The organism is Streptomyces sp. NPDC094143 (assembly GCF_040303825.1).
Lineage (GTDB): Bacteria > Actinomycetota > Actinomycetes > Streptomycetales > Streptomycetaceae > Streptomyces.
Genome location: NZ_JBEOTZ010000023.1, coordinates 1 through 12,153, shown reverse-complemented (window position 1 = coordinate 12,153; position 12,153 = coordinate 1). Strand labels below are relative to the sequence as shown.

General features: G+C 72.9%; 13 protein-coding genes and 1 pseudogene. 7 read left to right on the top strand and 7 right to left on the bottom strand.

From position 1 onward, the window contains the following. Window positions 1-87 precede the first annotated feature (87 nt). Window positions 88-408 (top strand): annotated as a pseudogene (locus ABTZ58_RS26225) (GNAT family N-acetyltransferase); the annotation flags it as partial. Window positions 409-431: 23 nt separating this feature from the next. On the opposite strand, the gene ABTZ58_RS26220 reads toward ABTZ58_RS26225, so the two are convergent. The 5 genes from ABTZ58_RS26220 to ABTZ58_RS26200 all read right to left on the bottom strand — a co-directional run bounded on the left by ABTZ58_RS26220 (window position 432) and on the right by ABTZ58_RS26200 (window position 5,817). Beyond that, a complete protein-coding gene (locus ABTZ58_RS26220) occupies window positions 432-1,697 on the bottom strand; it encodes an ArgE/DapE family deacylase (RefSeq protein ID WP_351361371.1) in 1,266 nt (421 codons plus the stop codon). 124 nt (window positions 1,698-1,821) lie between these two features. Next, a complete protein-coding gene (locus ABTZ58_RS26215) occupies window positions 1,822-3,246 on the bottom strand; it encodes a sensor histidine kinase (protein WP_351361368.1) in 1,425 nt (474 codons plus the stop codon). Beyond that, window positions 3,247-3,969 (bottom strand): response regulator transcription factor, encoded by a 723-nt coding sequence (locus ABTZ58_RS26210; RefSeq protein WP_351361365.1) that lies wholly within the window; start codon window positions 3,967-3,969, stop codon window positions 3,247-3,249. A 116-nt stretch (window positions 3,970-4,085) separates the two neighbouring features. Further along, window positions 4,086-5,162, bottom strand: a complete 1,077-nt coding sequence (locus ABTZ58_RS26205; RefSeq protein WP_351361362.1) for an LLM class flavin-dependent oxidoreductase — start codon at window positions 5,160-5,162, stop codon at window positions 4,086-4,088. 22 nt (window positions 5,163-5,184) lie between these two features. Next, entirely contained in the window at window positions 5,185-5,817 is a 633-nt protein-coding gene (locus ABTZ58_RS26200) for a TIGR03086 family metal-binding protein (protein WP_351361359.1), read from the bottom strand. A 62-nt stretch (window positions 5,818-5,879) separates the two neighbouring features. Here ABTZ58_RS26200 and ABTZ58_RS26195 point away from each other — a divergent pair, with 62 nt between their 5' ends. Then, complete coding sequence (locus ABTZ58_RS26195; protein WP_351361356.1) at window positions 5,880-6,812, top strand: DUF6597 domain-containing transcriptional factor; 933 nt, start codon at window positions 5,880-5,882, stop codon at window positions 6,810-6,812. 39 nt (window positions 6,813-6,851) lie between these two features. Beyond that, window positions 6,852-7,187 (top strand): YnfA family protein, encoded by a 336-nt coding sequence (locus ABTZ58_RS26190; protein ID WP_351361353.1) that lies wholly within the window; start codon window positions 6,852-6,854, stop codon window positions 7,185-7,187. Between the two features lie 21 nt (window positions 7,188-7,208). On the opposite strand, the gene ABTZ58_RS26185 is transcribed toward ABTZ58_RS26190, so the two are convergent. Continuing rightward, window positions 7,209-7,643, bottom strand: coding sequence for an ester cyclase (locus ABTZ58_RS26185; protein ID WP_351361350.1), 435 nt, complete (start codon window positions 7,641-7,643; stop codon window positions 7,209-7,211). A gap of 118 nt (window positions 7,644-7,761) precedes the next feature. On the opposite strand from ABTZ58_RS26185, the gene ABTZ58_RS26180 reads away from it, so the two are divergent. Then, the gene (locus tag ABTZ58_RS26180) at window positions 7,762-8,538 is read left to right on the top strand and encodes an SDR family NAD(P)-dependent oxidoreductase (protein WP_351361347.1); all 777 of its coding nucleotides are present in this window, start codon (window positions 7,762-7,764) and stop codon (window positions 8,536-8,538) included. Between the two features lie 12 nt (window positions 8,539-8,550). On the opposite strand, the gene ABTZ58_RS26175 is transcribed toward ABTZ58_RS26180, so the two are convergent. Beyond that, window positions 8,551-9,744 (bottom strand): RtcB family protein, encoded by a 1,194-nt coding sequence (locus ABTZ58_RS26175; RefSeq protein WP_351361344.1) that lies wholly within the window; start codon window positions 9,742-9,744, stop codon window positions 8,551-8,553. A gap of 172 nt (window positions 9,745-9,916) precedes the next feature. On the opposite strand from ABTZ58_RS26175, the gene ABTZ58_RS26170 reads away from it, so the two are divergent. From ABTZ58_RS26170 to ABTZ58_RS26160, 3 genes are all read left to right on the top strand, one after another. Next, entirely contained in the window at window positions 9,917-10,735 is an 819-nt protein-coding gene (locus tag ABTZ58_RS26170; RefSeq protein ID WP_351361341.1) for a DUF3558 domain-containing protein, read from the top strand. Window positions 10,736-10,854: 119 nt separating this feature from the next. Next, the gene (locus ABTZ58_RS26165) at window positions 10,855-11,730 is read left to right on the top strand and encodes a DUF3558 family protein (RefSeq protein WP_351361338.1); all 876 of its coding nucleotides are present in this window, start codon (window positions 10,855-10,857) and stop codon (window positions 11,728-11,730) included. Window positions 11,731-11,827: 97 nt separating this feature from the next. After that, the coding region (locus ABTZ58_RS26160; RefSeq protein WP_351361335.1) for a DUF2637 domain-containing protein at window positions 11,828-12,153 on the top strand (326 nt) is incomplete at its 3' end.

Sequence of the window (12,153 nt, the reverse complement as noted above, 5' to 3'; positions counted from 1 at the left end):
GGCTCACCGCCTGGGGTGGGGGCGCGGTCCGCGACCGGCAGGATGATGTCGCGCGGCCGGTCGGCGTACAGCCGCAGGTTCTTGTGGGGCCGCGACGGCCTGGCCGGCTCCACGTTGTGGAAGAGCGAGGTGCACGCCCATCCCGGCCTGCGCGACGGCGTCCCCGCCACCTGCGCCGCCACCGTGGCGGCCCAGGGGCGCCTCTTCGTCGTCCTCGTGGCCGCCGACCCGGCCCGCGAACGCCGGGGCTACGGGGAAGCGGTGACCCGCGAGGCCCCGTACGAGGGGGCCCGGGCCACCGGACTGACCCGGGCGACCCCGCACGCGACGGCGGCGGGAGCGCCGGTGTACCCACGGATCGGCTTCGCGCCGAACTCACCGACCCGCTTCTACGGGCTCGAGGGGTAGCCGGCCCGCACCCGCCCTGCCGCTCACTTCGTCCCCACCGTCCGCAGCACCGCCACCACCAGCGCCCGGGCCACCGCCAGCGTCTCCCGTATCGACACCCGCTCCCCCGCGCTGTGCGCCACCTGGATGTCTCCCGGCCCGAACTGCAGCGTGGGGATGCCGGCGGCGGTGTACAGGCGCAGGTCGCTGCCGTAGGTCGCGCCGCGTTCGCGCAGGGCGGGTCCGCCGGCCGTGTCGGACCAGGCGCCGCGCAGGACGCCGGGCAGCCGGTGGCCGTCGGGCAGGCGGCCGGGGGCGAACTGGCCGCCCGGCCAGGTCACGGCCGGCGGGTGGGCGCGCAGCCACGGGTCGGCGGCGCCGGCCTCGGCCACGCACTCCTCCAGGGCGCGGCGCGCGTCGGCCGGGTCCTCGTCGAGGCGCACCCCGAGCCGGCCCTCCGCGACCAGCAGGTCGGGGACGCTGCTCGCCCAGTCGCCGGAGCGGACCGTGCCGACGGACAGGGCGTAGGGGATGGGGTACTCCGCCAGCAGCGGGTCGGGGTCGGTGTTGCGTACGGCCTCCAGGCGGGCCAGGGCCCGGTGCAGCGGCAGGTACGCGTCGATCGCGCTCACGCCCCGCTCCCGGGAACTGGCGTGGGCGGCCCGGCCGGGCACGGTGACGCGGAACGTCAGGGCGCCCGCGTTGGCGGTGATCAGGGTGCCCGCGGTGGGCTCGGCGATGACGCAGGCGTCGCCGCGGTGACCGCGCCGCAGGGTGCCGAAGGCGCCGAGGCCGCCGTCCTCCTCGCCGACGACGAAGTGCGCGGCGACCCGGCCGCGCAGGCGGATCCCGGCCGCGCGGATCGCGCCCAGCGCGGCCAGCTGCGCGGCGATGCCGGCCTTCATGTCGCAGGCGCCGCGCCCGTGCACGACGTCCCCGGTCACCCGGGGCACGAACGGGTCGCCGTCCCAGGCGGTGAGGTCGCCGGGCGGTACGACGTCGACGTGGCCCTGGAGGATCAGGGTGGGCCCGTCGCCGCCGTCGGGTGTCGTGCCGACCAGGCCCCACGCCTCGTCGCGGGGCGCCTCCGAGCCCGGGAAGTCCGGGTCGGCCCGCAGGGCGGGCAGGTCCATGGACCACAGGTCGGTCTCCAGACCGAGCCACTCCAGCCGGCCCGCCAGCTGGTGCTGCAGCTCCGACTCGGCGGCGCTGCCGGTCACGCTGGGCACGGCGATGAGTTCCTGCACGGTCCGGGCCAGGGCCGCCTCGTCGATCTCCGCCAGGGCGGCGGTCTCCTCGTCACTCAGCACGCTGCCGGTCCTCCCCTCGCCCCGGGGCGCGCCGCTCGCGCCCCCGCCCCCGGATATCTGCTCTGACGGGGACGTCCGTGAACACGCGTGCGGGGAACGGCCGTGCCCGGCGCCGCGTCGGCGGTCAGCCCTCCGGGGTCACCCCGCCGACCGTGAACCCGATCACCGTCCCGCCCCCGTCCCGGCGCAGCGCGAACGGCGCGCCCCCGTGCGCGAGGGCCACCTCCCGCACGATGGACAGGCCCAGCCCGGAACCCGGCAGGGAGCGGGCGTCGGCGGCGCGGTAGAAGCGGTCGAAGACACGGACGAGGTCGCTGTCCGCCATGCCGGGTCCGCGGTCGAGGACCTCGACGCGGATGGTGCCGGGCCGGGCGGGTCCGGCGACGACGATCTCGATGGGGGCCGTGCCGCCCTGGTCGAACTTCACGGCGTTCTCGACGAGGTTGGACAGCGCCCGGGTCAGCATCCCGGGCCGCCCGTCGGTCGTGGTGTCACCGACGGCGCGCAGCAGGATCCGCCGGCCGCTGCGGCGGCGGGCGAGGGCCGCTACCTCCTCCGCGAGGTCGGCGATGTCCACCCGCCGCGGCGGTTCCGTGTCGGACTGCCCGGCCGCGAGGTCGACGAGCTCGTTGACCAGGTCGGTCAGCTCGCGGGCCTCCTGGCCGAGGTCGGCGACCAGTTCCTCGCGGGTGGCGGGCGGGAGCTCGTCGATGCGACGGAGCAGGGAGATGTTCGTCCGCAGGGAGGTCAGCGGCGTGCGCAGCTCGTGGCCGGCGTCCTGGACCAGGCGGCGCTGGTCCTCCTCGGACTGGGCGAGCCGGCCCAGCATCCGGTCGAAGGCCCGGCCCAGCCGCCCGACCTCGTCGTGTCCGGCCACGGGCACCTGGACGCCGAGGCGGCGGGTGCGGGCGACGTCCTCGGCGGCGTCGGTGAGCACGACCAGCCGGCGGGTGATCCGCCGGGCCAGCCACCAGCCGAACAGCCCGGCGCCGAGCACCACCGCGGCCATCAGCACCAGCGTGCGCTGCTGGAGCGCCCGCAGCAGGTCCTCGACGTCGCTGAACTCCTGCGCGACCTGCACGGCCCCCCGGCCGTCGCCGAGGGAGACGGTCGCGACGCGGTAGACGTCGTCGCCGACGTCGACGTCCTTGTGCTGCACCACCCGGCCGGAGTCGGCAGCGGCGGCGATCCGCACGTCGGCGCCGACGACCGGCAGCCCCGGGCTGCCCCGGTCGACGACCCGCCCGTCCGGGCCCAGCACCTGCACGTCCGTGCGGGCGGGCCGCACCAGGTCGTGTCCGGGCGCGGCGGAGGAGAAGTCGCCGGGTGTCATCCGGTTCTGGCTGACCTCGTCCCGCAGGTCCTGCACGACCTCGTCGAACACGGTCTGCTGGTCCACCCGCACCAGCCGCGCGGCCGCGCTGTACGACAGGATGCCGACCAGGATCGTCACGGCCGCCGTCACCGCCGCGAAGGACACCGCGAACGTGGTGCGCAGCGAGACCAGCTTCGGCCGGCGTCCGGCCCACAGCCGGCCGAGGCGCCCCACTCAGTCCTCCCGCAGCACGTAACCCACGCCGCGCACCGTGTGGATCAGCTGCGGCGCGCCCGGCTCGTCGAGCTTGCGGCGCAGGTAGCCGACGTAGACGGCGAGGTTCTTGGAGCCGGGGCCGAAGTTGTAGCCCCAGATGCGGTCGTAGATCATGGAGTGGTCCAGGACGATGCCCGCGTTGCGGACCAGCAGCTCCAGCAGCTCGAACTCGGTGCGGGTCAGCTCCAGCTCGCGCGTGCCCCGCCAGGCGCGGCGGGCCTGCGGGTCCATGCGGACGCCGGCGGCCTCGATGAACCGCTCGGGCACCGGCCGGGGCGCCTCGGCGGGCGGGGCGGCGCTCACGGCGGCGACCGGGCTGGTGCGGCGCAGCAGGGTGCGCAGCCGGGCGAAGACCTCCTCCACGTCGAAGGGCTTCACGACGTAGTCGTCGGCGCCCGCGTCCAGGCCGGCGATCCGGTCGGCGGTCTCCACGAGCGCCGTCAGCATCAGGATCGGCGTCCGATCGCCCTCGGCGCGCAGCACGCGGCACACCTGGAGCCCGTCGATGCCGGGCATCATCACGTCCAGGACGAGGACGTCCGGGCGGTTGCGGTGGGCCTGCGCCAGTGCCTCGACTCCGTCGGCGACGGCCATGACCCGGTAGCCCTCCAGGGTCAGGGCGCGCTCCAGGGCGTTGCGGATGGCGCGGTCGTCTTCGGCGAGCAGCACTGTGTGGGGCACGCGTCCAGTGTGCCCCGCCGCCGGGTCCGCGGGGGGGGCGAGCTGCGCCGGGGCGTCCTTCTTACTGCCCTCTCACCAGGGGCAGCGCGACCGCGGACCGGGTGCCCACCGCCCTCTCACCCCCGGGTCCCGGCGAGCCGCAAGGCGTGCGTCGGGGCGTCGGGCACGTCCGCCGGGCGGCCCACGGCGAACTCCTTGCGGAGCACCGGCACGACCTCCTCGCCCAGCAGGTCGATCTGTTCCAGCACGGTCTTCAGCGGCAGCCCGGCGTGGTCGATCAGGAACAGCTGGCGCTGGTAGTCGCCGACGTACTCGCGGAAGGCCAGCGTCTTCTCGATGACCTGCTGCGGCGAGCCGACGGTCAGCGGCGTCTGGTCCATGAACTCCTCCAGCGAGGGCCCGTGTCCGTAGACCGGCGCGACGTCGAAGTAGGGCCGGAACTCGCGGACGGCGTCCTGGGCGTTCCTGCGCATGAACACGTGCCCGCCGAGGCCGACGATCGCCTGCTCGGGCGTGCCGTGGCCGTAGTGCGCGTACCGCTCCCGGTACAGCTCGACCATGCGCCGGGTGTGGTCGGCCGGCCAGAAGATGTTGTTGTGGAAGAAGCCGTCGCCGTAGAAGGCGGCCTGCTCGGCGATCTCCGGGGAGCGGATCGAGCCGTGCCAGACGAACGGGGGCACGCCGTCCAGCGGGCGGGGCGTGGCGGTGAAGCCCTGCAACGGGGTGCGGAACTTCCCCTCCCAGTCCACGACGTCCTCGCGCCACAGCCGGCGCAGCAGGGCGTAGTTCTCGATGGCCAGGTTGATGCCCTGGCGGATGTCCTGCCCGAACCAGGGGTAGACCGGTCCGGTGTTGCCGCGGCCCAGCATCAGGTCGACCCGGCCGTCGGCCAGGTGCTGGAGCATCGCGAAGTCCTCGGCGATCTTCACCGGGTCGTTGGTGGTGATCAGGGTGGTGGCCGTGGACAGGATCAGCCGCTCGGTGCGGGCGGCGACGTAGCCGAGCATCGTGGTCGGGGACGACGGCACGAAGGGCGGGTTGTGGTGCTCCCCGGTGGCGAACACGTCCAGGCCGACCTCCTCGGCCTTCAACGCGATCGCGACCATGGCCTTGATCCGCTCGCGCTCGGTCGGCGTCCGGCCGGTGGTGGGGTCGGGCGTGACGTCGCCGACGCTGAAGATCCCGAACTGCATGGTCGCTCACCCTCCAGGTTGTTTATGGTTCAACTATACCTGGGGAGCGCCGGAGCGCGCGGGATTGTTCCCAGGACGGATTCCTGCCGGTCCGCGCCAGCAGCCGCTCGAACGCCGACGCGCCCTCGGCCTCGGGCACCGGCTCCCCGAAGACGCCCATCCTCCGGGCCGTCGGCGCCAGCTCCTCCACCGCGCCGGCCAGCTCCGCCACCACCGCCTCGTCGGCACCCGGGTCGTCCTGGCCCGTCGCCCGCGCCAGGTCCCACACGTGCACGGTCAGGTCGAGCAGCGCCATCGAGCCGACCAGCCGCGCGGGCATGCCCATCCCGCCGGTCGTGCCCTCCTCCGCACCGGGCGCGGACCAGGCCGCCACCAGCCGCTCCGCCTCCCCCACCAGCCGCTCCCGCCACTGAGGGTGCTCCGCGACCACGTCGGCCGGCTCCCCGAAGTCCGACGCCTCCTTCACGGCCAGCCGCTGGAACTGCACGACCACCTGGAACAGATGGTTGACCAGGGCTTTCACGTCATACTCGGCGCACGGCGTGGGAGCGGCGAGCGCCTCGTCCCCGATGCCCCGCACCACCGGAACCGCCCGCTTCCGGGCCAGCTCCAGCAGCTCTCCGATGCCGTACGTCCGCACGTCGTTGGTGTCCACGCCCCGACCGTAGGAGGACCCGGGGCCGCCCTTCTTGAAGAAACGCGACGTACGATCCGGCCATGGAGGCACCCCGCCACGACACCCGCGGGATCGTCGACCCGTCCGGCCTGCTCAGCCGCGTGCGATTCCGCCGCCACGAGCCCGCCGAACCGCTGCGCCGCCACGTCGAGTGGTACTGGCTGATCGACTGGGACCTGCCCGCGCCCTACGCCTCCCACATCGTCCCGCACCCGGCCGTCAACCTCACCTTCCAGTGGGACGAGGACGAAGGCCCCCCCTACGCCGAGGTCACCGGCATCGCACTCGGGCTCTACACCCGGAAGCTGACCGGCCGCGGCCGGGTCTGCGGGGCGAAGTTCCGCCCGGGTGGCTTCCGGCCGTACACGCCCGAGACGCCGGCGTCCCACTGGACGGGCCGCGCGCTGCCCGCCCAGGAGGTGTTCCGGCAGATCACCGAGGACACCGCCCGTTCCATCGTCACCGGCGCCGACGACCGCGCCCGGGTGGCCGCCCTCGACGCCTTCCTGCTCTCCCTGCCCTGCGCCCCGGACCCCCGGGCCGACCTCGCGATCGACCTCGTCCGGCGCATCCGTGCCGACCGCACCGTGCGCCGCGTCGGCGACTTCGCCCGCGCGCAGGGGCTGTCGGTGCGCGCGCTGCAACGCCTCTTCGCCGCCCAGGTCGGCGTCAGCCCCAAGTGGATCATCCTGCGCTACCGCATCCACGAGGCCCTGGAACAGGCCGGCACCCGCAGCGACGTCGACTGGGCCGCCCTCGCCGCCGACCTCGGCTACGCCGACCAGGCCCACCTGGTGCGCGACTTCACGGCGACGGTGGGGGTACCGCCCACGGCCTACGCGGCGGAGACCGGAACCGGGCGCTGGAACCCTCCCGCCCCGAGGCCCGGGGCCGCCCCCGGCCCCCGCACCACCGCGACATCGGCCGCACCGGCCGCACCGGCCACACCGGCCACACCGGCCACCGGGACCTGACGCCGGACGGCACCACGCAGGCATGGGAAGCTGACCGCCATGTCCGTGCTCCGCTCCGCCGCCCTCTTCGTCCTCGCCGCGCTGCTGGAGATCGGCGGCGCCTGGCTGGTCTGGCAGGGCGTACGCGAACACAGGGGCTGGCTCTGGGCAGCAGGTGGCGTCCTCGCGCTCGGCGCCTACGGGTTCGTCGCGACGTTCCAGCCCGACGCCCACTTCGGCCGCGTCCTCGCCGCCTACGGCGGGATCTTCGTCGCCGGCTCGATCCTGTGGGGCGTCGTCGCGGACGGCTACCGCCCGGACCGCTGGGACATCGCGGGCGCGCTGATCTGCCTCGCGGGCATGGCGGTCATCATGTACGCCCCGCGAGGGAACTGACCGCGGCCCCGGCCCGGTGCCTCAGAACGGCTCGTCCGGCAGCAGACCCAGCTGCCCCAGGAAGTCCATCTCGTCGAAGTACAGCCGGTAGTCGACGATCCGCCCGTCCTTCACGGTGGCGATGTCCACCCCGCGGATCCGCACCTCCCTCTGCGTCGGAGGCAGCGTCTCACCGTTGGGCAGCTCCAGCGGCCCCGTGTTCCGCCCGCTGTAGACGCCCTCGTCGATGGCCGTGTCCCCGGCCTCGTAGGAGTGCAGCGTCCGGTACGTCGCGCCGGGAACCGCCTCCGTCATCGTCCGCCAGTACGCGACGATGGCGTCGCGCCCGCGCAGCTCCCCCTCGTCGGGGGTGAAGGCGACCGCGTCCTCGGCGTACAGATCGGCCACGACCTCCAGATCCGGGTGTGTGGTGACCGCGTCCGTGAGCCGGTCCATGACCTCACGTGCCTCGCCCATGATCCACCTCCAGGGAAACAGGGGATCACCCGCCCTCATTCTCCCACCGCGGGCCCCTTCTATCCTGGCCGCGAGCCCGGCGCACCAGCCGGCCGGCCCACCCACCCGAGGAGCTCCCATGGCCACCGCCGTCCCGTCCGCAGCCTCCCGCATCGCCGTCGTCACGGGTGCGAGCAGCGGCATCGGCGCCGCCACGGCACGCCAACTCGCCGCCGCGGGCTACCGCGTGGTCCTCACCGCGCGCCGCAAGGACCGCATCGAGGCCCTGGCCGAGGAGATCACCGCGGCGGGCCACCAGGCCACGGCCTACCCGCTGGACGTCACCGACCGCGCGGCCGTCGACGAGTTCGCCACGGCCTTCAAGACGATCGGCGTGCTGGTCAACAACGCGGGCGGCGCGCTCGGCGCCGACCCGGTCGCGACCGGCGACCCGGCCGACTGGCGGACGATGTACGAGACGAACGTCATCGGCACGCTCAACCTCACCCAGGCGCTGCTGCCCAAGCTGATCGCGAGCGGCGACGGCACGGTCGTGGTCGTCTCCTCCACCGCGGGCCACGCCACCTACGAGGGCGGCGCCGGCTACGTCGCCGCCAAGCACGGCGCCCACGTGCTGGCCGAGACCCTCCGCCTGGAGATCGTCGGACAGCCGGTCCGCGTCATCGAGATCGCCCCCGGCATGGTCAGGACGGACGAGTTCGCCCTGACCCGCTTCGGCGGCGACGAGGAGAAGGCGGCGAAGGTCTACGAGGGCGTCGCCGCCCCCCTCACCGCCGACGACGTGGCCGACACGATCACCTGGGCGGTCACCCGCCCCGCCCACGTCAACATCGACCTCCTGGTGGTCCGCCCCCGAGCCCAGGCCTCGAACACGAAGGTGCACCGGGAGGTGTAGGGCCCCGGCCGGTCAGCCCTTGACGCAGACGACCTGCTTGATCTGCGCCACGACCTCCACCAGGTCGCGCTGCTGGTCGATGACCTGCTCGATCGGCTTGTAGGCGGCCGGGATCTCGTCCACGACACCGGAGTCCTTGCGGCACTCCACGCCCCGCGTCTGCTCCTCCAGGTCCTTCGCCGAGAACCGGCGCTTGGCCGCGTTGCGGCTCATGCGCCGGCCCGCGCCGTGCGACGCGGAGTTGAAGGACTTCTCGTTGCCGAGGCCCTTCACGATGTACGAACCCGTGCCCATCGAGCCCGGGATGATCCCGTACTCGCCGAAGCCCGCCCGGATCGCGCCCTTGCGGGTCACGAGCAGGTCCATGCCCTCGTACCGCTCCTCCGCCACGTAGTTGTGGTGGCAGGAGATCTCCGGCTCGAAGACCGGCCTGGCCTTCTTGAACTCCTTGCGGATCACGTCCTTCAGGAGCGCCATCATGATCGAGCGGTTGTACTTCGCGTACTCCTGCGCCCAGAACAGGTCGTTGCGGTAGGCCGCCATCTGCGGGGTGTCCGCGACGAAGACGGCCAGGTCCCGGTCGACCAGACCCTGGTTGTGCGGGAGTTTCTGGGCCACGCCGATGTGATGCTCGGCCAGTTCCTTGCCGATGTTGCGAGAACCGGAGTGCAGCATCAGCCAGACAGAACCGGTCGTATCCGTGCATACTTCGACAAAGTGGTTTCCGCCGCCGAGCGTTCCCATCTGCTTTCCGGCGCGTTCCGAACGGAACTTGACCGCCTCCGCCACCCCCTCGAACCGCCCCCAGAAGTCGTCCCACCCCGCCGTGCCGAAGCCGTGCAGGCGCCCCGGGTCGACCGGCTCGTCGTGCATGCCGCGGCCCACCGGGATCGCCTGCTCGATGCGCGAGCGCAGCCGGGACAGGTCGCCGGGCAGGTCGTTGGCCGTCAGGGACGTCTTCACCGCCGACATGCCGCAGCCGATGTCGACGCCGACCGCCGCCGGGCACACCGCGTCCCGCATGGCGATGACCGAACCGACCGTCGCGCCCTTGCCGTAGTGCACGTCGGGCATGACCGCCAGGCCCTTGATCCACGGCAGCGTGGAGACGTTGCGAAGCTGCTGGAGCGCACCGTCCTCGACCGTGGCCGGGTCGGCCCACATCCGGATCGGCACCTTCGCGCCAGGTATCTCTACATACGACATAACGTCCCCAATCCCCCGTGAACGAACAGAAGTCCTCAAGAGCAAATACCGGAGCCAAGGTCGACGAAAGGGATTCCGGACCGGCGTCCACGGCAGTGCGTGCGATACACATTGTGTTCATCGGCCGCCCCACGGCGGCAAGCCGATTTCCGCGTCGAGAGGGAGCCACCACGTGCAACGGAAGGCGTACGCGTCCGGTATCGCCGCGCTCCTCGCGGCGTTGCTGGCCGGCTGTACCGGCGGTTCGGGCGACGGTGACATCACGGACGGCTCCAACCCGGGCGACACCGGCACGGCCTCCCCCGCCGCCGAGCCCGGCCGTTACCGCACCCTGCCCGAGCCCTGCACCGCGGTCGGCGAGGGCACACTCGACGAACTCCTGCCCGGCATCCGGCAGATCGCCGACGCCGAGCAGCGCGAGAGGGCCTACGAGGGCGAGCCGACGACGACGTTCGACACCGACCGCAAGGTCGGCTGCCGCTGGAAGGTCGACTCCCGGGACGCCACGGACCACCTGCTCGTCGACTTCGAACGGGTCGTCTCCTACGACAACGCCGTCAGCGACGACAGCCAGGCCGAGCAGCTGTTCGCGGAGCAGGAGGCGGCGGCCCACCTGCCCGAGCCGACGACCACGGAGTCGGCGGTCACGGGCAGCACCCCGGCGGGCGGTGCCTCCGAGGCCCCGAGCGGCTCCCCCTCCCCGTCCGGCTCCTCCTCGCCCCCGGCGTCCGCCTCCGCGACCCCGACCGAACTCCGGCCGCGCGTCCTGGAGGACCTCGGCGACGAGGCGTTCCTCGACGACGAGCTGTCCAGCTCCGGTTCGACCGCCAAGCAGCGGACGGTGACTGTGGCGTTCCGCACGTCCAACGTCATCGTGACCATCGAGTACGCGGAGCAGCCGGCCACCGTGGGCACGGTCCCGGACAGCAGGGAAATGCAGGACAGGGCCCAGAAACTGGCCTCCCGGCTGGCGGGTTCGCTGAGCGACTGAGGCCCTTTCACGGCCCGTTCACGGGTGCCCGCGAAGCGCCCGAGGGAAGAACACACCGTCGGCTCACCGCGTACCGTGACCACTCGGACCCGTTCCGACCGCAGGGAACCACGAGCGTCATGAGTGAAGGAACCATGCAGCGACGAGAAGAGCGACAGCAGCGAGCGAAGCGCCTGAACCGCGTCCTTGTCCGCGCGGCCGCCGTCCCCGTGATGCTGGTCGCCGCCGGCTGCTCCTCGGACTCCGGCTCCGGCGACAGCACGGACAAGGCCGAGAAGGCCGCGGCGTCGGCGTCCGCGAGCCCGTCGCCGACCGTGGAGGCGGCGGCGTACGGCAAGCTCCCGGAGCCGTGCAAGGCGTTGTCGAAGAAGACGCTGGAGGACCTCGTCCCGAAGGACAAGTCCGGCAAGGAGGGCAAGTCTGACGACATCTCCGCACGGGCCGGCTGCTCGTGGAACAGCCTGGACAACAACGGCGTCAAGGGCTCGCAGTTCCGCTGGCTGAACGTGTCGCTGCTGCGCTTCGAGTCGGACGTCACCCGCGGCCCGGCCGACAAGCAGGCCCAGGAGTACTACGAGAAGCAGGTCCAGGACGCGCAGGCGGCCGAGGGCGCCAAGGGCGTCGAGTCGGAGCCGGTGCCCGGGACGGGCGACCAGGCGACGGCCGTCCACTACGACCTGAAGAAGAAGGAAGGCACCTTCAAGCAGCAGACGGTCGTGGCGCGCGTGGAGAACGTGGTCGTCACCCTCGACTACAACGGCGCGGGTCTGGCCGGCGACAAGACGCCGAGCGCCGACGAGCTGCTGAAGGACGCGAAGCAGGCCGCCAAGGAGGCCGTCGCGGCGGTGTCCGAGGCCAACGGCGCGGGCGGCGGCAAGGCGAGCGGCTCCCCGTCGAAGTCCCCTTCCCAGTCCCCGTCGAAGCCGGCGTCCGAGGGTGCCTCGGACGAGCCCTCGAAGGGCGCGTCGAAGTCGCCGTCCAGGAAGAGCGCGTAGCGGAGCCGGACGAGCCCGGCGGGATCCGGCCACCCGTTCCCCGTACACATGTGCCACCCTGTTGCGCGCAACAACACGCAAGGGGAGGGGAGTACGGGTGGCCGCGCCACTGCAGCTGACTCGGATGCACCGCGTTCTCATCGGCGTGGTCGTGGCCGGTGCCGTGATCATCGCCGGCATCGGCTTCGCCGGTTCGTACGCGGCGGTCCGCGAGTTGGCCCTCAAGAAGGGCTTCGGGAACTTCTCCTACGTCTTCCCGATCGGCATCGACGCGGGCATCTGCGTCCTGCTGGCCCTGGACCTGCTCCTGACGTGGATCAGGATCCCGTTCCCCCTGCTGCGCCAGACGGCCTGGCTGCTGACGGCGGCGACGATCGCCTTCAACGGCGCCGCGGCCTGGCCGGATCCGCTCGGCGTGGGCAT